Source organism: Pontibacter sp. HSC-36F09 (assembly GCF_024171605.1).
In the GTDB taxonomy this organism is placed as follows: Bacteria; Bacteroidota; Bacteroidia; order Cytophagales; family Hymenobacteraceae; genus Pontibacter.
The window spans coordinates 537,584-559,870 of sequence record NZ_JALKAA010000002.1 but is presented as its reverse complement, the minus strand read 5'-3'; the positions used below and the strand labels follow the sequence as shown (position 1 = coordinate 559,870).

Genomic DNA, 22,287 nt, shown 5'->3' with positions numbered 1-22,287 from the left:
CCCTGGCTTTAAAGCGTATTATAATAATCTACAATACTGAGCAGGTCCTTGGAATTACTGTAGTCGAGCTTTTTGGACTTGGCATACTGCTTCACTTTTCCTGTGTGAACGCCGCATAGTTTGAGCAGGTCTTTTCTGGGCTTGCGTAACTGCACAATCTCACCGTCGGGCAAGAGCATGTACAGCACCTCCTGAAATTTATTGCCTTCTGTGGCGAAATGGGGAAAGTAACTCGTTTGTAAAGAAGCTGTCGCATACTGCTTATCTGCTTCTGTGCCGGTCACCCCCACATATCGTTTCATCAGTACGAACTCCCCTTGGTTGATCTGCTCAAAGAATACCGGCACCCTGAAATCGCTTTCCAGACTCCCCCTGTTCCAGGGCAGGGACCGAAAGGTCTGTGGCTTGCCATTATACACGCCACTTATCATAAAATAACTGACATTGACGGCCGAGAAAGAACTGATGGCACCATCTTCTGATGCTATTTGCACGACATCCTCAGCAGGGTGATAGATCACAGCCCCCTGCAAGCTATCGCCGTTAACCAGTACAACTTTTCCATAAAGCCAATGCTCTGTATCGAACCCCAACTGACCCTGTGCCCAGCCCTGTATGCTACCACAGGCAAAAGTTACAAATAACGTGAAAAACAAATATTTAGTCCCCAGTCCTCTCATCTACCTAAACATTAAATAATGCAAATAACAAACCTCAACACATACCACCTAACCTATTGTTATACAAAAGTTTACATACAATTCTAAACGTAATAAACCGGATACGGGATAGGCCATTCACTAAATTATATTTAAAGGCTACAGGAAGTCCGGTGCAAAAAAAAGCCCGTACCTAATGGCACGGGCTTGGTGTTCTGTTTTAACGAAGGCTGCTTAGCGCACAACGGTATTTTTCAGGATCTCGTGACCTAGCTTGTCACGCTTTGTAGTCAGGTAGCTCTGGTTGTGTGGGTTTGGCGCGATTTCTATCGGCACATTTTCCACTACCTCCAGCCCGTAGCCAATTAAACCAACGCGCTTTTTCGGGTTGTTTGTGATCAGGCGCATCTTCTTCACACCAAGATCGCGCAGGATCTGAGCGCCCACACCGTAGTCGCGTTCGTCCATACCGAAGCCCAGTTCCAGGTTGGCTTCCACGGTGTCGCGGCCCTGCTCCTGCAGTTTGTAGGCTTTCAGTTTGTTGATCAGGCCAATGCCGCGTCCTTCCTGGTTCATGTATACGATCACGCCTTTGCCCTCGCGCTCTACCATGCGCATGGCCTCATGCAGCTGTGGACCGCAATCGCAACGGCACGAGCCGAAAATATCACCCGTCACGCACGAAGAGTGCACACGCACCAGCACAGGCTCATCTTCATTCCAGCTTCCTTTTACCAGGGCCAGGTGCTTGGCACCGTTGCTGCGCTGTGTGAAGGCATACAGGTCAAAGTTTCCGAAATCGGTTGGCAATTCTACCGCTATTTCACGGTCAATAAGGCTTTCTTTCTTCAGGCGATACGCTACCAGGTCTTTGATCGAAATCAGTTTCAGGTTGAAACGCTCCGCCACTTTCACCAGGTCTGGCAAACGGGCCATTGTCCCGTCCTCGTTCATGATCTCGATCAGCACGCCAGCCGGTGCAAGTCCTGCCAGGCGGGCCAGGTCAACGGCAGCCTCCGTATGGCCTGCACGACGGAGCACGCCTTCTTTCTTTGCTTTGAGTGGGAAAATATGGCCTGGTTTGCCCAGTGAGTGTGGGTCTGTATTCGGGTCCACCAGTGCCTGAATGGTTTTGGCGCGGTCAGAGGCCGAGATACCGGTCGTACAACCGTGCCCGATCAGGTCAACTGATACCGTGAACGGTGTGGCGTGCAGGGCCGTGTTGCGACCCACCATCAGTTCCAGCCCCAGTTCATCGCATCGCTCTTCAGTAAGCGGCGCACAGATCAGGCCGCGACCGTGCGTTGCCATAAAGTTGATGATTTCCGGGGTTACCTTCTCTGCCGCGCAGATAAAGTCGCCCTCGTTTTCGCGGTCATCGTCGTCCACCACAATAATAATCTTACCCTGGCGGATGTCCTCGATCGCGTCTTCTATTGAATCGAGCTTGATAGGCTCTAGTGAATTAGTTTCCATGTGTTTATTTAAGTCCAGCGAGCTCATTTACTGGTTGTTACCTCAAATTTGCAGCTCTCCTAACAGAACTACAAAAACCAGTACATTGTTCAATTGAGGTAATAGTGACAAAACTCCAGCATCTATTCGCTCATTCTAGGGAGCAAAGTTAGAAAATACACTTCTCTTAAAGAAACATTATCTATTTTTACGCTGCAGCAGCGCTGGCATAATCTTTTTCAACTCATGGTATGAAGTGTTCAGTTGTCATTGCCTGTTATAATAACCCAGACCTTATCATCGGCACATTGCAGTCTGTAGAGCGGCAGACATACGACAACTGGGAAGTCGTACTGGTTGAGGACAGCTCCACGGATAACACGCTGGAAGTACTGCAGCAATTCGTTATATCAAGTGCATTCAAAGCCAGATATAAGCTTATTCCCTTACCAAAAAACGGAGGAGTGAGCCATGCAAAAGGGATGGGAGTACGGAATAGCTCCGGGGAAATTATTGTGATATTGGATCACGATGACCAACTCGCCCCTAATGCATTGGAAGAAATTGTTCCTATTCATCAGCTATACCCTGAGGCCAGCATTGTCTATACCCAGCATTACAACTGTGACCACCTCCTCAATCCATTAGAAATAGCTCCAGAAAGCGCACAGGTGGTTTATTCAGATATTTTGGAAGAGAAAATAGGGCACCTGCTTACATACAAGCGGCGACATTATGATCTGACACCCGGGTATGATCTTTTCTTCAAAGTATCTGACGATAAAGACATTATATATAAACTGGAAGAAGTCGGGGATACTATTTTTGTAGAGAAACCATTGTATTATTTCCGAATAAGCCATCGTGGGGCTTCCAGGGGTTTTGAAGGTTTTAATAAGTCCAGGGACGAAAAGTTGGTTGCTGCACAAAATGCAATGGCTCGCCGGGACAAATCTGGAGTAAAGCAGATTTCGCAACGGGATTACATCAATTTCCTGGCTGAGCATTACCTTCTTCAGGCTGAAGGCTATATTCTAATGAAAAAACCCTTAGGCAAGCCTTTTATATACTCATTATTCAAGTCCTTTTTCTACAGGCCAACTAAAAATATAAAAAGAAAGTTAAGAGCAACATTACTGCTCAGTATAATAAAGCGCCTGATTTTTGGTAGTAAAACGACAATCTGAGCCTACTTATTCACCACAATACCTAGCAAGTCGCCGATCTGTTTCTCGAAGGATTTGAGTTGGAAGATGATCTGCAGCACGCGGTCCTGTTCGGTGGGATCTGTTACCAGGCGGAGCTTCTCCATTTCGGCCTTCATGAGCAGTTGCACATTGCGCCACTTTAGGCGCAGCACGGCGCGCTCGGCACCGTAAGGCAGCAGATCCGACTCATGCGGCACGTAAATCTGGTGGGTTTCCCAGTTTTGCGAGAGTTCGTAGGGGTCCGACAGCAGGTTGGTTGCCTCGGTTCGTATTTCCTGGTCCGGATAGTTGATGAAATCATCTGCTGCAGGTATAATGCCCTGTTGCAGCTTCTCTTTTACCACTTCGATCAGGCGTGCGTATAGCGGCGTGCGGAACTCCACATCCTCCAGCTGCTCGAGCATGTACTGGCAGGTGTTCTGCCCATCCACCAGCACCTTGTCAGGATAGTTGAGCAGCATCCGCACAATTTCGCGCTCGTAGCGTTTGAGACTATCGGCTTCCGTTTCGGGCTTTTGCGTCTCTTGCTGCTCGGCTTCATAGGCCTCTGCTTCCGCCAGATCCTCCGGACTGCCCGAGCGTTGCTGCTTTTGCTGGCGCTCCTGCAGGTGCATCTTGTTGTACTCCGAAATCAGCAGCTGCTCATCGATATCGAAGATAAGGCTACAGCTCTGGAAAAAAACCGAACGCTTGATCGGGTCTGGAATTTTGGAAATAGAGGTCACGATCTCTCGTATCGCCTCCGCCTTCTTCACCGGGTTGCCCTTCGCCTCTTCGGCGTACAGACTGGCCTTGAACGAGATAAAGTCCTGCGCGTGCTCGGCCACATAGGCTTTGAACTTCTCGTCGCCTACCTTGTGGATGTAGGAATCCGGGTCCTCGCCTGCCGGAAAAGTCACCACGTTGACGTTCAGCCCATTCTCCAGGATCAGGTCTATACCTCTTAGGGAAGCTTTTATACCTGCCGCGTCGCCATCGTAGAGCACCGTGATGTTCTGGGTATAGCGGGCTATGAGCTTGATCTGCCCTTCGGTGAGGGAGGTACCCGACGAAGCTACCACGTTTTCTATACCTCCCTGGTGTAGTGAAAGCACATCGAGATAGCCCTCTACCATGTAGCAATTGTCCTGCATGCGGATCGCCTGCCGGGCCTGGTACATGCCATAGAGCACATTGCTCTTGTGGTAGATCTCCGACTCGGGCGAGTTGAGGTACTTCGGGCTTTTTTTGTCGTTGCTCTTGAGCGTACGGGCACCAAAGCCGATCACACGCCCCGAGATATTATGGATCGGGAACATGACACGTCCCCGGAAGCGGTCGTACTTTTTGCCGTCTTCCTTCACAATGGTCAGCCCGGTCGCCTCCAGGTACTTTTGCTTATACCCCGCTTTCAGGGCCGCATCGGTCAGGTCGGACCAGGTATCGAGGCTATACCCCAGCTCAAACTTTTTGATCGTGCTGTTACTGAGTCCGCGCTCCTTCAGGTAGGATTGTCCAATCGCCCCTTCCTCATGGCTGTGAAGCAGTTGCTGGTAGTGTTTGCTGGCAAAATCGGAGACGATGTAGAGGCTGTCGCGCTCACTTTGCTCCCGGGCATACTCCGGGTTGGGCTCGTCTTCGGGCACCTCGATGCCATACTTCTTGGCCAGGTACTTCAGTGCTTCCGGAAAGCTCGTGCCCTCCACGTCCATGATAAACTGCACGGAGTTGCCTGCCTTGCCACAACCAAAGCATTTGTAAATACCCTTCGCCGGCGACACCGAAAAAGAAGGCGACTTCTCGTGGTGGAATGGGCAGTTCGCCCACAGGTTCTGTCCCTTTTTCTTGAGCGACACAAAATCCCCCACCACTTCCGCTATATCGGCTTGAGCAAGGATCTGGTCAACTACTTCTTTCGGGATCAGGGACATGGGTATGCTGTTTTGAGGGGTTACAAATATAAGGTTTTAAGTTGTTGAATCGCTATAGGGTTGGCGTAGGTTTTTCTGGAATCACGATTACTTCACGGGTAAGGGCTCTTTGCACGATTGACTTCTTACTGTCTGCTTGAGAGGGAGACTTTTTAGTAGTTGCCGGCTATAGGTATAGCTTGGAGATGGATTCAGTTCAGATTCTTGCTTTATTGAACACATCCCTGCCCCTCTTGAGAGGGGAGTTTTCCATTAATGCTATCACAAAGGTATAAGCCCTGTTAATGCCATTTCCAAGTATAAACTGTATAGCTGAGGCAGTTTCTTTGCAGTCCCGGGTCCAACCACCCCTGCCCCTCCTTGTCCAAGGAGGGGAGTCTGTAGCTGCCATTTTACAGGTATAAGCGCTGTAGTTACCATCACGCAACACTGGCAGGTATAGCAAGAGTAACTTGCCCCGGAAGCTATGAAACAGAAAGCATCAGCCAGGTGCACTTTGCGGCGCTCCACTGTTTGAGCGTTCAGCGAGTCTGGAGCGTCTTGATCTTTTTGCTTACTTTTTGTTTCAAGACAAAAAGTGAGTACCCGCCGCACAGGCGAAGCTATAAAACAAAGCAGTGGCTATACCTGCAACAGCATTAGCTACAAACACTTATACCTATACCTAGGCAGGAGGTCTGCAACTGTGTACTCGAACGTAAACACCCATGCTACAAGTTATTTACTTTAACTCCCTCAGCAAGGAAAAAAACATTTATGCAATAGCCCAACCCGCTATACCTATTATACCCTGCTAAATCATGTTTAAAGTTTTTTTGTTTGTATCTTTGTAAGGCTTCACAAAAGCTTTAACACTATGGCAATTACGAAAGAAGATATACTCAAAGCCCTCAGCTATGTGGAGGAGCCGGATCTTGGCAAAGACCTGGTGACCCTGAACATGATAGAAGATGTACAGGTAGACGGCAAGAACGTAAGCTTCACCGTTATCCTTACCACACCTGCCTGCCCACTCAAAGACCTCATCCGCAATGCCTGTATCCGCGCCATTCATACCATGGTGGACAAAGAGGCAGAGGTAACCGTGAACATGACTTCCCGTGTGACTTCTGGTCGCGCAGGCAGCAGCGAAGTACTTACCGGTGTGAAAAATATCATTGCTGTGGCCTCTGGTAAAGGCGGCGTTGGCAAGTCTACGGTTACGAGCAACCTGGCCATTGCCTTGGCACAGTCAGGTGCTAAAGTAGGCCTAATCGATGCCGATATTTTCGGTCCGTCTATACCTACCATGTTTGGTGTGGAAGACCAGCGTCCGAGCATGGTGCAGGGCGATCATGGCAAGAACTACATCATCCCGGTAGAGAAATTTGGCGTAAAACTGATGTCCATCGGTTTCCTGACGCCTCCTGACCATGCTGTGATCTGGCGTGGCCCCATGGCGAGTTCTGCCCTGAAGCAGTTCATCACCGATGTAGAATGGGGTGAATTGGACTACCTGCTGCTTGACCTTCCTCCGGGAACATCCGACATTCACCTGACCATGGTTCAGGTACTGCCGGTAACGGGTGCTGTGATCGTGACGACTCCACAGAAAGTAGCCATCGCCGATGCCCAGAAAGGGCTGCAGATGTTCCGCCAGCCGCAAATCAATGTGCCGGTTTTGGGTGTGGTGGAGAACATGGCTTACTTTACACCTGCCGAACTTCCTGAGAATAAGTATTATATCTTTGGGCAGGAAGGCGGTCAGAACATGGCCAGGAAGTTCGATGTGCCGGTTTTAGGCCAGGTACCTTTGGTACAAAGCATCCGTGAGAGCGGTGACGAAGGAACTCCGGTGGCCTTGCAGAACGATTCTCCAGCTTCCGGTGTTTTCAGAGAGTTGGCCCAGGCTGTTGCGCAGCAGGTGTCTGTTCGCAACGCGACTTTGGCCAAAACACAACCAGTAGAAATTAAAAGCTAAGACAAATGGCTACCATTAACGTTGACAACGATTTTTTACTTCGCATTGAGAGTGCCCTCGACCAGATCAGGCCCTACCTGGAAGCTGACGGCGGCAACGTGAAGGTGCTCGAAGTAACCGATGATATGACCCTTAAGCTGGAGTTACTCGGCGCCTGTGGCACATGCCCGATGTCTACCATGACTCTCAAAGCCGGTGTGGAGCAATCTGTGCTGAAGGCCGTGCCCGAGATCAGAGCCGTGGAGGCTGTAAATGTGATACCGCTGGGGTAGTTATTTGACAAAGGAATTTCTGACAAAAGACAATAGACTTAAGGCAGGTGCTGAGAAATCGGCACCTGCCTTTTTTGTTGGGTTAGTCAGGTATAAGTATAGCCACCGCATAGCTCTCGCTCGCGTCCCGCGAGCGAGAGCTATGCGGTGGCGTCCCGCCACTTGTGCACCATTGCTCCGCCCCTTCGAAGGGGAACTTTCATGTACGATTGGACAGGGTATAGCGGTGCATGATTTACAAAGGTATAGAGGAACAGGATTCGGGCAGGTATTCGGATGCATGATTGCCGGTGCACGATTCGGACAGGTCGCGACCTGTCCCTACAGGTGGTCTGTCTCAGCGCTCTTCCGGATATCCATGTCCGGAAGTATTTCTGCTGGGGACATCCTTGTCCCCTATACCTAAAAACTAAAGTAGCACATGGAAACAGCCTCACAAACTCTTTCGGATTTATCAATCCGAAAGCAAACGGTAGGGGATGTCCCAATCCCCGTATACCTGCTATACCTTTGCACGGGGATGTGGACATCCCCAGCAGATGCTTTTCGGACATGGATATCCGAAAGAGCGTTTGGGGAAGAGCATTTGGACATTGGGAAAAACGGCCAGTTGAAAATCCCGAACACTTTCGGGAAGTCCGCCCAATGACTCATGCGCGCGAGGCGCGAGCGAGGGCATGCGTAAAATTGTGAAACCACAGACTAGTGCTTCGCTTAAATGGAAGGGATAACCAGAGACATTTATGTATATTCAATTTACCCATAGAACTTTCATCTTTCCCATACCCTTCAAAATCTCTATCTTTGTCTAACAACCCAGATTTTCTTGCACTATGATAAAAGCGAACGACCCTTCCCTGCATTCCTGGATCGAAATAGCACCTGAGAGCGACTTCCCGATACAAAACCTTCCATTCGGCATTTTTGTGTCAGCCACCAAAGACCCGCGTGTTGGCGTGGCCATCGGTGACTATGTGCTGGATCTTTATGCGGTCGCTCAGCACAACCTGTTCGAACTCCTCGACATTGACCCCACGGTTTTTCACCGCCCATACCTCAATGACTTTATCGCTTTGGGCAAACCAATCTGGCGTGCCGTTCGCAACCGCGTGTCGGAGCTGTTGCGCAACGACAACGACGAGATCAGTGGCAACAGCAGGCTGATGCAAGAATGCCTCATTAAGCGAAGTGACGTTCGCATGCTGATGCCGGTGAAAGTGGGTAACTACACAGACTTCTATTCCAGCATCGAGCACGCCACCAATGTGGGCACCATGTTCCGCGATCCGAAAAATGCCCTACTGCCAAACTGGAAACACATCCCGATTGGCTACCATGGCCGAGCTTCTTCTATCATCGTATCAGGCACCGACATACGCCGCCCGAACGGCCAAACCAAGTCGCCCGACGCCGATGCCCCGACTTTCAGTCCGTCCCGCCTACTCGACTTTGAATTAGAAGTAGCCTTTATCACAGGACGGGAAACCAAACTGGGCGACATGATCAGCCCATATGAAGCGGATGACTATATTTTTGGTCTGGTGCTCTTCAACGACTGGTCTGCCCGTGATATGCAGACCTGGGAGTACGTGCCTTTAGGGCCTTTCCTGGCCAAAAGCTTTGCCTCTTCCATTTCGCCTTGGGTAGTTACACTCGATGCCCTTGAGCCTTTCCGCGTGAAAGGCCCTGTGCAGAATCCGAAGCCATTGCCATACCTGGAGTTCCACGGCGAACATAACTATGACATCAACCTGGAGGTACTCCTAAAACCAGAGGACGGACAAGAGAACAGCATCTGCCGGTCTAACTTCAGGTACATGTACTGGAACATGAACCAGCAACTGGCCCACCAGAGCAGCAACGGTTGTAACATACAGGTCGGCGACATGTACGCCTCCGGCACCATCAGCGGCCCTGACAAAACATCCTATGGCTCCATGCTTGAACTCACCTGGCGCGGCACGCAGCCCATCCAACTATCCGATGGCACAGATCGCAAATTCATCAACGACTACGATACCGTGATTATGCGCGGTTCCGCTGAGAGGAATGGGATAAGAGTTGGTTTTGGAGAAGTGAGAGCGAAGGTGTTGCCGGCGTTGTAAGCCGGTCTCGTCGGCTTTTTGGGAAAAGTCCCCCTTTGAAGGGGGCAGGGGGATGACTTATTTGCAGAAGATAATTACATTAAGATGCCAGATAACAGTCACTACAATAAAAAGCTAAAAAAGTTTGCTAAAGACCTCCGTACTGACTCAACCAAAGCAGAAGTTAGGTTATGGTGTGAGGTTCTGAGCAAAGGAAAGACGGGATATAATTTCTTAAGACAGCGACCAATCAGCAATTATATAGCTGATTTTATGAACAAGGAGCTAAAACTAATAATTGAGGTAGATGGATACTCGCACAATTTCAAATTTGAGGATGACCAAAAACGAGATCAAGAATTACTAAAGTTAGGATACAAAGTTCTTCGTTTCACTGACGAAGAGGTATTGAAAGATTTGCCCAATGTTCAACGGGTAATTGAGGACTGCTTAGAAAAACTGGCAAAGTAGGTCATCCCCCTACCCCCTTCAAAGGGGGACTTCTATAAATGTAGAACGCATTCTTAAACGTCAAAGGCCCGGTAAATCCGGGCCTTTGACGTTTTATGTGGGAGGTGTTACTGCACCATCGAGTCCAGTTCCTCGAACCTCGAGTTTTTACTTTTGAACTCAGGAACGATCTTTTTCATTTGCTTGACAGTATCCAGCTCATCACCGTCTTTGTTGAGGTTAAGGAGCTCGTTGATGCTGGCGAGGACCTTGTTGTAGGTATACTCACGCACTTTCGACACTTTGATCTTTTCGTGGTGGGTCGAGATGGTAAGTTCTTCCTGGTTCAGGAGTTCCTCGTACAGCTTCTCACCCGGACGCAGGCCTGAAAACACGATCTCGATATCGTTGGCGGTCAGACCGGCTAGTTTGATCATCTTGCGAGCCAGGTCCACGATCTTCACAGGTTGTCCCATATCGAAAATGAAGATCTCACCGCCTTTGCCCATTGTGCCGGCTTCAAGCACCAACTGTACTGCCTCCGGTATGGTCATGAAGTAGCGGGTGATATCCGGGTGCGTTACTGTGATCGGACCGCCTTTCTCGATCTGGGAGCGGAAACGTGGGATAACAGAACCGTTTGATCCCAGCACATTGCCGAAGCGGGTGGTGATGAAACGGGTCTGTTGCAGGGCGGTACCTTTCACGTTGTCCTGCAGTTTTGGCTGCGCACTGATGTTGTTGAGCGACTGAATATAGATCTCGGCGATACGCTTTGAGGCACCCATGATATTGGTCGGGTTCACCGCCTTGTCCGTGGAGATCATCACAAACTTCTCTACATCAAAGGTCATCGAAAGATCTGCCAGGTTTTTGGTGCCCATTACGTTCGTCAGGATTGCTTCAGAAGGATTGCATTCCATCATCGGCACATGCTTATAGGCTGCAGCATGGTATACCATCTGCGGATTATATTCCTTGAATAGGGAATACATGCGGTTGAAATTCTGGATATCAGCAATACAAAGCTTCAGGTTAGCATCCGGAAAGTGCTCTTCCATTTCCAATTGCAGCTCGTGCAAAGGAGACTCAGCCTGATCACAAATGATGACCATTTCTGGTTTATAGGTAAGCACCTGACGCACGATCTCTGAACCGATAGAACCGGCGCCTCCTGTGATCAGGATGCGCTTACCAGCCAAATCAGCTGATATTTTGTCGTTCTCGATCACTATCGGCGGACGCTGCAGAAGATCTTCAATACGCAGATCCTGTATCTGGTTCATGCGCAACTGGCCTGACATCCATTGCTCAGTCGGTGGCACGGTCACTACCTTTATACCTAGCTCTACACAGGTTTCGATCGCATTCTTGCGGGCATCCGATTTCAGGTCTTCACTCAGGATAACCAATTTATCGATTTTCAGCTTCCGCTGTAGTTTCTCGATATCGTTGATGTGAAACACTCGCTTCTGCTGGATGTGCTTGTCGATCTTGTTAGGGTTGTCATCGACAAAACCTACAATATTCAGGCGACCCGCATTGCTGAGTTCCAGCGCTTGTTTCACTAGAATGGCAAAACTATCGGCTCCGTATATCAGAATTGACTCCTTGTCGCCGCTGGCACCGCGCTTGATATAGTAGAACAGGGCCTTCGCTCCCAATCGCATCATGATCAGCACCGAAGAACTGATAAAGAAGTTGACCAGCAGCACAACGTAGATGTTCACAGAGTCAATATGTAGCTCTGGTGAAACCCAAAAGCCTATAATGGCCCCATATAGTAAGCTGGCCATCAAAACGGCCGTGAAGATACGGTAAATATCGTCGGTACTGGAGTAGCGGATCAGGCCGGTATGGATACGCATAGCGTAAAATACTATGACAGAAATTGCCAGGTATATACCGCTATACACAAAGAAGTGACCGCGCAAAATTGTTTCGAAGTCAAACTGGCGGATGATAAAGAAAGACAAAGCGAAGGACCAAGTGGAAATAACTTGATCGATGATCAGAATGATCCATTTTGGTAAAGCTTTGTTCTGTAAAAATGTTTTCATACGGTAGTCTCGGGTAGAGAAGAGCTTAGGTTACGGCAAAAGGCTGGAGTGGGTTTTAATTTAAATTAATACCTGTTTTGTCCAGTCAAAAGTTCCCAGTCACATCAGAATTTAGTTAACAGTTCATACCTTAACTAAACCTTAACGCAGCTTCACCAGCATAATTATATCCTTCACAATTTAAAAGATACATATGCTGTCCAAAATTAGAGAAAAAAACTGAAAACTCAGTCTTTAACTTGTTGTTTCTCAATTGAAATAGTTACTACCTATACGTAAAAATCCGGCTGTGCTTTGCATATTATGCTAAAGCACAGCCGGATTTTATTTATAATTCATCTTTTCTATTGGGCGAAACAGGCTTTGATGCAGTCCACTACTCGTTCCCTTTCCTCATCCGTCATATTGGACCCCGAAGGCAGGCACAGTCCCTGATCAAACAAGCGATCGCTGGTCCCGTCGCCATAATAAGGCGCGTTGGCAAATACCGGTTGCAGGTGCATCGGCTTCCAGAGTGGGCGCGATTCGATGTTCTCCTTCTCCAGTGCCAGGCGGATGTCCTCACGGCTTATCCCCTGGCTATCATCTACCAGCACTGTGCTCAACCAGCGGTTGGAGTAATACTCCCCATTGGGCTCCTCTGCAAACTGAATCGCAGGTATAGCAGCCAGCGTCTTCTGATAGAAGGTATAGTTGGCGCGACGTTGCTGTACACGCTCCAGCAGCACGTCCATTTGTCCACGGCCGATGGCAGCGCACACGTTGCTCATGCGATAGTTATACCCGATGTGCGAATGCTGGTAGTGCGGAGCCGCATCGCGGGCCTGTGTCGCCAGGAAACGAGCCTGCTTGATATAGGCTTCGTTGTTCGAAACCAGCGCTCCACCGCCTGATGTTGTGATGATCTTGTTTCCGTTGAACGAGAGGATACTCATGGCCCCGAAAGTCCCTAGCTTCTGCCCTTTGAAAGAAGAGCCTACCGCCTCAGCAGCATCCTCCACCACCGGTATCTCGTGGCGGTCGGCTATGGCCATGATGCGATCCATTTCGGCTGGCATACCATACAGGTGCACCACGATGATCGCCTTCGGCTTTTTGCCTTTGCGCATTCTATCCTGAATGGCCAGTTCCAGCAGGTCAGGTGACATGTTCCAAGTGCGGTCCTCGCTGTCCACAAACACTGGGATGGCGCCCTGGTACGCGATCGGGTTGGCTGAGGCCGAAAAGGTCATGCTCTGGCAGATCACTTCATCACCCGCCTTCACCCCTAGCATAATCAGCGCCAGGTGCAGCGCCGCCGTGCCGGAGCTCAGCGCCGCCACATGCATACCTTCCCTCAGGAAGTCGGCCAGGTCACGCTCAAAGCCATCTACATGCGGACCTAGTGGAGCGATCCAGTTGGTATCAAAAGCCTCTTTAACATTCTTAAACTCGTTTGTGCCCATGTGCGGGGAAGAGAGCCAGATCTTTGGATTCATATGTTTGTCAGATGTTCTTTTATAATTCGGGCCGGATTGCCTACGGCAGTCACGCCATCAGGTATATCGCGTATTACGACTGCGCCCGCGCCTATTTTGCACCACTTCCCTATTTTCAGATTTGGAATCACTACAGCACCAGCACCAATGTGTGTACCCTCCCCTACCTGCACGTTCCCGCTCAGCACCGCTCCCGGTGAGATATGGGCAAAGTCGCCTATCTTACAGTCATGGTCGATGCTGGCCCCTGTGTTGATGATCGCATGCCGCCCGATTTGAGCGTCAGCCTGTATAATGGCTCCCTGCATCACGACAGTACCTTCTGCAATGGTAACAGAAGGTGAGATAATTGCTGTGGGGTGGATGGCATTGCCAAAGGCCAGCTTTAGTTGTTCAGCAACTCGGCGGCGAATAGCATTATCACCGATGCTGATGATTACAGGCTTTTCCATATCCTGCTCCACCTCAGCCCCCAATACAGGTATACCTCCAACTTCCTTTATAGCAGGATTTTTATCAAAAGCACCCAACACAGGTATACCCATATCCCGCAGGATATCGATGATCACTTTCGCATGTCCGCTCGCGCCGTACAGGTACATGATTGGTTCAGGTATGATGTGCTGCAAAGGTAAGAATTCTCAGTTTGTCATTTCGAATGTAATGAGAAATCTGAAATAGTGATCATATTCTGAAATAACCCAGATCTCTCCTATCGTCGAGATGACAGTTTGGACTGTTCATGGCTTAAGTTGAGGGCATTAGGGCTTAAGGCTGGTCTGGCCTGAAACAAGATTCTACTGGTGAGGTGTCCCCCTAAACCGCTCCATCGTAGCAACCCCCTCTGCACTTATCCCCTCTGACTTAAACACTTTTCCAATGGTCATGAAAATAATCTTCACATCCAGCAAAAAAGAGATATTATCGACATACCATATATCGTAGCGAAATTTCTCTTCCCAACTGATGGCATTGCGGCCGTTTACCTGTGCCCAGCCAGTAATGCCTGGGCGCACTTCATGACGACGGCGCTGCACTTCATTGTAGAGGGATACGTACTCTACCAGCAAAGGTCTTGGGCCGATAAGCGACATTTCTCCTTTTATCACATTCAACAACTGAGGAATTTCATCGAGGGAGGTCTTGCGCACGAAAGCTCCAATTGTGGTAAGTCTGTCCGCATCAGGCAAGAGGTTTCCTTGATTATCTCGCTTATCATTCATGGTTTTGAATTTAATCACCCGGAAGATACGGCCATCTTTGCCGGGGCGAGGCTGCAAAAAGAAAGGCTTTCTATTGTTAGCTACTACGAGTAATGAGCTCACTACCAGAAAAACTGGAAGAAGAACAATAAAGGCGCTCAGGCTTAAGACGAAATCGATTGGGCGTTTAAAATAACGGCTATATACCTTCATTGTAATCTTTTAACGAATAAATTTGGCCTATACCGTCTCCTTTGTTTGTTGTGGAACCATGGCCTGCTTGACGCCGATGCCGAAGTAGGTGAAGCCCTTCTCCTCCATCTCGCGGGCGTCGTAGATGTTTCTTCCGTCGAACACGACCTTCTCCTTCATCAGCTTGTTCACTACAGCAAAGTTAGGTGAGCGGAACTCAGGCCACTCGGTCACCAGCAGCAGCGCGTCAGCGTCGATGAGCGTTTCGTACTCGTCCTTGCCGTACTCGATCGTATCACCAAGCGAGTGCTTGGCCTCCTTCATGGCCACCGGGTCGTAGGCCTTTACCTTGGCGCCCTGCTCGAGCAGCTTCTCGATGATCACCAGCGAGGGCGCCTCGCGCATGTCGTCGGTTTTGGGTTTAAAAGAAAGTCCCCAAACGGCAAAGGTCTTGCCTGAAAGGTCACCTGAATAGTAGTTCATTACCTTATTGAAGAGCACTGACTTCTGACGATCGTTCACCGTCTCCACGGACTTGAGCACCTCCATCTGGTAGCCGTTCTCGGAGGCCGTCTTGATGAGGGCCTTCACGTCCTTGGGGAAGCAGCTTCCGCCGTAGCCGATGCCCGGGTAGATGAACTTGTTGCCGATGCGGGCGTCCGAGCCGATGCCCTTGCGCACCATGTTCACGTCGGCGCCCATGATCTCGCACAGGTTGGCGATGTCGTTCATGAACGAGATCTTGGTGGCCAGCATGGCGTTGGCCGCGTACTTGGTCATCTCCGCCGACGGGATGTCCATGAAAATCAGGGGGTGGCCGTTCATCAGAAATGGCTTGTAGAGCTTGGCCATTACCTGCTCGGCGCGCTCGGAGTCCACGCCCACCACGATGCGGTCGGGCTTGAGGAAGTCGTCGATGGCGGCGCCCTCCTTCAAAAACTCGGGGTTGGAGGCCACGTCGAAGGCGATGTCGGCGCTGCGGGCCTCGAGCTCCTCGCGGATCGCGCGGCGCACCTTGGCCGCTGTGCCTACCGGTACGGTGCTCTTGGTCACCACCACCAGGTAGTCGGTCATGGAGCGGCCGATCTCGCGGGCCACGGCCAGCACGTACTTCAGGTCGGCTGAGCCGTCTTCGCCCGGAGGTGTGCCCACGGCGATGAAGGCCACCTGGCAGCCCTGCACACTCTCAGCAAGGTTAGTGGAGAAAGAAAGGCGCTCCTTCTGGGAGTTGCGCAATACCATCTCCTCCAGGCCGGACTCGTAGATGGGCAAGATGCCCTGCTTGAGGTTGTCTATCTTCTTGGAGTCGATGTCGATGCAGGTCACGTCAATGCCCACCTCGGCAAAGCAGGTGCCCGTCACCAGGCCCACGTAACCGGTGCCAACTACAGCTATTCTCATAGGTAAATGTTATTAATGAAGTACAAACTTAGTATAAAATACAAACTCAAGTTTTAGGAATTAACCAAGCTTAAAGAAGCTTGATATTCCTGTAATAAAAGCTCCCAGAAATGGGTCTGCTCATAGCGCTCCACGATCAGCTGACGCGCCTGCGCCTGCATTTGGGCAAAGCTCGTTTTGTCGGTCAAAAACCGCTCCATTGCTGCTTGTAAAGCATCTGTCAACTTCGGCGGCACGATCAGGCCGTTCTCGCCATGACGTATAATCTCATTACAGCCGTTGATATCGGTTACTATAGCGGGAAGTCCGAAGCAACCCGCCTGCATGGGCACATTCGGGAAGCCTTCGCGGTAGGACGGGAAGGCCAGCGCTTGGCTGATGGCCAGGTAGGGGCGTACATCGTTCTGGAAGCCTACTGACAGTATCCTGCTGTTCTGTTTTATTTCCTGCAGTGTTTCATCTGAAATAGGGTCCAGGTCCTGCTCGAATGGCCCCACGAGCAGCAGCTTCACATGTAGGTGTTGCTGCTGCAGCCTGACAAAGGCCTGCACCAGCTCCTGTATCCCTTTGTCTTTCACCAGTCGGCCGATGAAGATGAACACAAAATCATCAGGTCCTATACCTAAGCTGGCTTTCAATTCCTGCAGTTTCGATTCATTTAACTGCTCCCGGCTAAAAAAAGAGGTATCGATGCCATTGCTACTGCCATTGCCTATCACTTTCACTTTATCCGGACCGCAGAAATTGCACTTCAGGATAAAGTCTTTAAGTACCGTGGAGTTCGGATATACCTTGGTGGCACAGGCATAGGTGAGCTTTTCTACCGCTTCGAGTAGCAGGCGGGTTTTGCCCTGCGTTTCCATCAGCGGCAGGCCAGCTACCGTGTGCAGGCGCACTGGCACACCTGCCAGCTTCGCCCCTAGCATACCAATAATGCCGGCCTTGGGCGTATGAGAATGTACAATAGCGGGCTTATGCTTTTTGCAGAGCTTATAGAATTGCCACAATGCCCTTAGGTCCTGCATAGGTGTGATCTTACGGGTCATCCCGATCTCAATCAGTGGAGACTCTTGCTCCCTCACCACCGCCTCGGACTCCGGCCCAGCTGCAGATACCATCACTGGTTCAAAGCCTTTGGAACGCATATAAGGCAGCTGGGCCGTGATCAGCTTTTGAAGAGAGAGGGGAACCGTAGTCATACGGATCAGTACTGGAGGCATTTAGGTAATAATTGTTTGGAGCAGCAAAGATAGTAATCTAAGTTGGTAGCATTTGCCCAATTATGTAATACCTGCTACAGGAATTATCTTCGATTTCATTCTTTTATACCTGACTATTAGCTCTTCTTTTCTAGTACTCAGAACCCAAAACATAAATATTAACATACCGGGCACCAACATATTCTTCTGTCTCATCATTATGCCAAGGTTGCCTAATGAAGTAGAAAAAGCAATACTTCCAATCAGAAAGAAGAAAAACAAGCCTTTTATCTGGTAAGGAGCCTGTTTCAAAAGTTCAAGAGTTTTAATATTCAGTACTTTGGTGAATAGGATTAGCATAATTAAGTTTTCAATTGAAGCAAAAACTCCCATTACATTATGGATATCAAAGAAAAGTGGTCTGAACAGAAAAGTAAAAACCTTGAGCGGTAAGGGGTATGAAGAAATATCCACACTAGACCCTGTATGTCCCCTACTAAGGTTATAAACTCTTTTATCAGAAAACTGCTCCACACTTTCTGATGACATATCTTCTAATTTCAAAAAACGCATTACATCATCAAATATGATTGCAGCGACTGCTATCATACATAATGAAAGGAAAATCTTTTGAACCGGTTTTAATTTATTATCAAACAGAAAGCCTATCCCGAAAGATGCTAGAAGAAATATGGTGATATGAGGGCGGATATTATAGGACAAAATAAGTGCGATGGCAATTCCTATACTTCGGCGCAATGGGCTCATAACGCTAAAAAGAAATAACCCCACACAAAAAAACACCAATGTATCTTTACCTACACCAGATGACCAGAAATGTAGATTTGGGAGAAAAAAGATACAAGGGAAAACATTATATCCATACACCTTTACATTGGTTTTAACCAGTTTTGCGGTAGAGAGATAAAAGAACATCACTCCAAGGAAACCTATAAAAGTATAGATCATTGATCCAGTAAAGAATGAAAGACGTAAAACATTTACAAATACATAATTAAATGCATGCATAAATGCGGTTCCTTGCCCTAACTCTAAGTATTCATCAAGGCTAGCCTCTTTTATTCGCCAATAGCCAAGCGCATCACCTCCAAATACCTGAATATAAATAATAAAGATGACACCAAAAAAAACATGATAATACCACAAATAGTACAACCATTTTGTATATTTGACACCAGCTATCTTGGAAAAATAGGGAATAGCTACCTTTACCAAATAGGGTATTAGCAATAATATTATTACATCAAAAATGCCCATTATACTTAATAAGCTTACATATAAGTGTACTTAAAAATTATATACTCCTAGTAGGCTTTGTAACCATTTATCTTTGGCCACTTTGTAAGAATAATTCTCTTCCACTAAAGCTCGGCCCTCTTTACCCATAGTCTCCCTCAAATTCTTATCAGCCAATAGCTTTTCGAGTCCTTGCTTCCAACTTATCAAGTCTGTGGCTTTGTATCCATTTATTCCATCCTGTATGATTTCATCATTTACGCCTATAGGGCTGCCGACTACAGGCAGCCCACAGCCCATGTATTGTATAAGCTTATAGCCACACTTTCCTTTTTCCCAAGCATCATCATTCAAGGGCATAACACCTATATCGAAGTGCTTGATTAGTTCTACTTCTGCTTCTTCTGACCATTCAAATACTTCTTCATAGTTATCAAAGCCTACTCCTGCTTTACCACCAATGATATGTAATCTAAGAGGATACTTACTTCTAAGGTCCTTTAAAACAGGCACTATATTTTTAACATATTTTAGGGTAGTGGGCGAACCTATCCATCCGATAATAACTTCTCCCTGATTTTTAGCATTCTTTGCCGTATAATGATCCGTATTGATCACTGTTGGAATAATAGTAGTCTTCCGGGTTCCTGCCTTTTGAGCATAATCTTTTAAGTATTTATTGCCTGCAACCACTAACGATGCCCCATTCATTACCTTAGCAATTTTTCTTTTCAGCAGAGTCCGAATCCACTTGTTGGGATGCAGATCATAGTTATGAAATATCGCATCGTCATAGTCAACAATATATTTAACTTTAAGCAATGCAAGAGCTTGTTCTGCAAACGCAGGAAAATAGGGAAAGAGTTCTTTTTCTATAACAACAAGATCATATTTTGCTGATGCAAAGAGTTTAAATAATCTTGAAATATAGGCTTGAATAATTCTTACTTTACTGATTGCTTTCTTTTGATAAAGCTGCTGCAAATATAAGTCATCAAATAAGGGGCTGCACTCAACATCGATTCCTTGCTCCCTAAAATAGGGCAGATACTGGTAGGTTCGCAATCTACTACTCGCACCCAGACGGGTATATTTAGGAAAGAATAAAACTCTCAATTCTGGAATTCATTTATAACATGTACATACTGCTCGCCAATGAATCGAAGATCAAACTTTGTTTTCAAATCAGTAGCTAACTTACTTGAAACAAACGATGGTCTAGTTTCCAAAGCAAGTTTAATAGTATTAGCCATCTTTTCTGGATTTCCTACTTCGGTAAAGAAACCATTTACATTCTCTTCAAGGACTTCCCTGTTGCCGCTGGGACAGTCTGTAGCAATTACTGGTACGCCCAAAGCAAGAGATTCTAAAATCACATTTGAGAATCCTTCATAGAGAGAAGAAGAAATAAGGTATTTTGATTTAGAAAGATATCTATAAGGGTTGGCCTGGAAACCTAGGAAGTGAACTTCATTTTCTAATGCTAAACTTTTGACTAATTCCTTCAACTCATTTTCTAACGGACCTTCTCCAATAATATTTAAATTAATAGAATCAGAAGTAATACGTTTGTAATGAGCGATACTTTGGATTAGGGTAAAATAGTCTTTTTGTTCCATCAATCTTCCTATTGCTAAAAGATCAGAATTGATTGCCTCCTCTGTTGCTTTCGAATTAACTTCAGGAATATTTACTGGATTATAGATAACGCGACATTTGGACTCATTTATTTTGATAAATTTTAAGAAGTCCCTTTTCATATATTGGCTTTGAAAGATTATTATATCAGACTTCTTAGCAATCAGCTTAAGTAATTCCATCACTATCATCCTTCTGATGGAACCTTTGATTATGCTTCTTTCTGCCCCAACTGTATTTCCTAAACGAGAAATAAGTTTCGTTTTACGTGGCAAAAAGGGCTTTGCAAGTGCCGCCGCTACTGAAGCCCCTAATGTGGCAAATAGGATGTCCGGTTGATGTTTTCTGCAGAATCTAATAAGTGAGAATACAGAGCCCTTGGCGCCGGCAGTTCCTAACTCATAGACAGGGATTTGGGGATTCAGTTGTTTTAAAAGCTGTCCTTCTTTTTTACCAAGAAGTAAAGAGACGCAAAGCCCCCTATTGTGAAAAAAATTAAGCAACTGTAACATAACTCGCTCAGCTCCTCCTGGACGTAAATCGGGAAAGTAAAATAAAATAGACAAGTTTATTAAATTGAATATTAACCAGACAAGTAAAAATAATTAGTTTTCGATACACGAATACATTTTAGAACAATAAGCTATAAAGGTAAATAACATGAATGATTATAAACTGCTTTAATTTCCGAAATACAATTTCATACTGTTGATAACTCTCTGTATAATATTTGGCTTATACTCCTTGTATGGCTGCCAATCAGCAATTTTATCAGTTGGCGGTCTATGATATAACATAGCTTCACGAAATACCATTTCATAATCACTACAAACCTTACTAATATCAAACCTTTCTATGACTCTTGACTTAGCTTTCCGCTTCATTTTAAGCATTAAATCAGAATCGTTATTTAGTTTGTTTAGTTTATCTAAATAAGATGAAACATCGTTATTACTAACCAAATATCCGCTTTCGCCATTCTCAATAATGTAATCAGTAATTCCTTCTAATCTATTTGCAATAGGGACCACACCATATTGCATTGTCTCAATCAACGTAAGACCAAAGCCTTCCACAACTGATGGGAATAGCATAATATCCCATAAACTGATTATAGGTGCTAAATCTTTATTTTTAATAAATCCATGGTATGTATACGAAATATTATGTTTATCTAATAATCTAAGCAAATCAGTTTTATCAGGCCCATCACCCACTATGTGCAAATTGTAACTACCACCAAATCTCTTCAATATCTTAGGTATAATTAAAACCTTTTTATGGCCATCATGCAGCCTACCCAAAAAGCCAATTTGTAGTGTCTTCTTTTCCCTTATAGAAATAGGATTTATATCTTGCACATCTAATCCGTGAGGAATCAAGATTAGCTTGCTGCTAAGCCTCGGATACCTATTCCCAAGCTTTTTCACTTGAACAGGAGATATACATACAATTCTTGATATATAATCAGAATGCGTAGCTACATACTGATAAACTCGTGGTGTATCACTATTAACTATGTAAACTACATTGATATTTGATGGCAGAAAAGGCAGACACGAAACAACAAGTGGTGAATTATTGGGAATAAGTATATTGACTTTATTCTTAATAAGATAATCTATAAATAGATGTGCTAACTCTTTTTGGTGATGCGTTAAATTTAATCCTTGTCCTATATTTACAAATGCCTCTTCCTCATAATCAAAGGATACTTTATTTTCGCCTAAACTTAAAAGTGTAAAATTATATTGAGTTAGCTTATTCTTTAGTTGACAAAAATGGCTATAACCTCCTCCAGCTTTAGGAATACCCACATAAACAATATTCATTGTATCTATTTTACTGTTTAAATCTCAATT

At 46.8% G+C, this 22,287-nt stretch carries 18 protein-coding genes; 5 read left to right on the top strand and 13 right to left on the bottom strand.

Features of this window, described 5'->3' with window-relative positions; all coding sequences use genetic code 11:
* Nucleotides 1–8: 8 nt before the first annotated feature.
* Both L1278_RS08460 and L1278_RS08455 read right to left on the bottom strand, forming a co-directional pair.
* A complete protein-coding gene (locus tag L1278_RS08460) occupies nt 9–656 on the bottom strand; it encodes a hypothetical protein (protein WP_253402826.1) in 648 nt (215 codons plus the stop codon).
* Nucleotides 657–893: 237 nt separating this feature from the next.
* Complete coding sequence (locus L1278_RS08455) at nt 894–2,135, bottom strand: bifunctional 3,4-dihydroxy-2-butanone-4-phosphate synthase/GTP cyclohydrolase II (RefSeq protein WP_253402824.1); 1,242 nt, start codon at nt 2,133–2,135, stop codon at nt 894–896.
* 230 nt (nt 2,136–2,365) lie between these two features.
* Between L1278_RS08455 and L1278_RS08450 the strand changes: the two genes are divergently transcribed.
* Nucleotides 2,366–3,301: a glycosyltransferase family 2 protein gene (locus tag L1278_RS08450; RefSeq protein ID WP_253402822.1), complete on the top strand. Its 936-nt coding sequence runs from the start codon at nt 2,366–2,368 to the stop codon at nt 3,299–3,301.
* Nucleotides 3,302–3,303: 2 nt separating this feature from the next.
* Here L1278_RS08450 and dnaG read toward each other — a convergent pair whose 3' ends face one another.
* A complete protein-coding gene (gene dnaG, locus L1278_RS08445; protein ID WP_253402820.1) occupies nt 3,304–5,232 on the bottom strand; it encodes a DNA primase in 1,929 nt (642 codons plus the stop codon).
* Nucleotides 5,233–6,088: 856 nt separating this feature from the next.
* On the opposite strand from dnaG, the gene L1278_RS08440 reads away from it, so the two are divergent.
* The 4 genes from L1278_RS08440 to L1278_RS08425 all read left to right on the top strand — a co-directional run bounded on the left by L1278_RS08440 (nt 6,089) and on the right by L1278_RS08425 (nt 10,019).
* Nucleotides 6,089–7,192: an Mrp/NBP35 family ATP-binding protein gene (locus L1278_RS08440; protein WP_253402819.1), complete on the top strand. Its 1,104-nt coding sequence runs from the start codon at nt 6,089–6,091 to the stop codon at nt 7,190–7,192.
* A gap of 5 nt (nt 7,193–7,197) precedes the next feature.
* Entirely contained in the window at nt 7,198–7,464 is a 267-nt protein-coding gene (locus L1278_RS08435) for a NifU family protein (protein WP_188502076.1), read from the top strand.
* A gap of 833 nt (nt 7,465–8,297) precedes the next feature.
* Nucleotides 8,298–9,569, top strand: a complete 1,272-nt coding sequence (fahA, locus tag L1278_RS08430; protein WP_253402817.1) for a fumarylacetoacetase — start codon at nt 8,298–8,300, stop codon at nt 9,567–9,569.
* A gap of 84 nt (nt 9,570–9,653) precedes the next feature.
* Complete coding sequence (locus L1278_RS08425; RefSeq protein WP_253402815.1) at nt 9,654–10,019, top strand: endonuclease domain-containing protein; 366 nt, start codon at nt 9,654–9,656, stop codon at nt 10,017–10,019.
* A 107-nt stretch (nt 10,020–10,126) separates the two neighbouring features.
* On the opposite strand, the gene L1278_RS08420 is transcribed toward L1278_RS08425, so the two are convergent.
* The 10 genes from L1278_RS08420 to L1278_RS08375 all read right to left on the bottom strand — a co-directional run bounded on the left by L1278_RS08420 (nt 10,127) and on the right by L1278_RS08375 (nt 22,257).
* Nucleotides 10,127–12,058, bottom strand: coding sequence for a nucleoside-diphosphate sugar epimerase/dehydratase (locus L1278_RS08420; protein WP_253402813.1), 1,932 nt, complete (start codon nt 12,056–12,058; stop codon nt 10,127–10,129).
* A 344-nt stretch (nt 12,059–12,402) separates the two neighbouring features.
* Complete coding sequence (locus tag L1278_RS08415; RefSeq protein WP_253402811.1) at nt 12,403–13,536, bottom strand: DegT/DnrJ/EryC1/StrS aminotransferase family protein; 1,134 nt, start codon at nt 13,534–13,536, stop codon at nt 12,403–12,405.
* Nucleotides 13,533–14,165, bottom strand: coding sequence for an acetyltransferase (locus tag L1278_RS08410; protein ID WP_371927333.1), 633 nt, complete (start codon nt 14,163–14,165; stop codon nt 13,533–13,535). The genes L1278_RS08415 and L1278_RS08410 overlap by 4 nt, the downstream gene beginning before the upstream one ends.
* 168 nt (nt 14,166–14,333) lie before the next feature.
* Nucleotides 14,334–14,951 carry a sugar transferase gene (locus L1278_RS08405; RefSeq protein WP_253402809.1) on the bottom strand — a complete coding sequence of 206 codons (618 nt, stop codon included), beginning with the start codon at nt 14,949–14,951 and terminating at the stop codon, nt 14,334–14,336.
* A gap of 27 nt (nt 14,952–14,978) precedes the next feature.
* Entirely contained in the window at nt 14,979–16,331 is a 1,353-nt protein-coding gene (locus tag L1278_RS08400; RefSeq protein ID WP_253402807.1) for a UDP-glucose/GDP-mannose dehydrogenase family protein, read from the bottom strand.
* A 53-nt stretch (nt 16,332–16,384) separates the two neighbouring features.
* A complete protein-coding gene (locus L1278_RS08395; protein ID WP_253402805.1) occupies nt 16,385–17,551 on the bottom strand; it encodes a glycosyltransferase family 4 protein in 1,167 nt (388 codons plus the stop codon).
* A 60-nt stretch (nt 17,552–17,611) separates the two neighbouring features.
* Nucleotides 17,612–18,808, bottom strand: a complete 1,197-nt coding sequence (locus tag L1278_RS08390) for a hypothetical protein (RefSeq protein ID WP_253402803.1) — start codon at nt 18,806–18,808, stop codon at nt 17,612–17,614.
* Between the two features lie 30 nt (nt 18,809–18,838).
* Nucleotides 18,839–19,903 carry a glycosyltransferase family 4 protein gene (locus tag L1278_RS08385; protein WP_253402801.1) on the bottom strand — a complete coding sequence of 355 codons (1,065 nt, stop codon included), beginning with the start codon at nt 19,901–19,903 and terminating at the stop codon, nt 18,839–18,841.
* Entirely contained in the window at nt 19,900–20,991 is a 1,092-nt protein-coding gene (locus tag L1278_RS08380) for a glycosyltransferase (RefSeq protein WP_253402799.1), read from the bottom strand. The genes L1278_RS08385 and L1278_RS08380 overlap by 4 nt, the downstream gene beginning before the upstream one ends.
* A 114-nt stretch (nt 20,992–21,105) precedes the next feature.
* Nucleotides 21,106–22,257, bottom strand: coding sequence for a glycosyltransferase family 4 protein (locus L1278_RS08375; protein ID WP_253402797.1), 1,152 nt, complete (start codon nt 22,255–22,257; stop codon nt 21,106–21,108).
* Between the last annotated feature and the right edge of the window lie 30 nt (nt 22,258–22,287).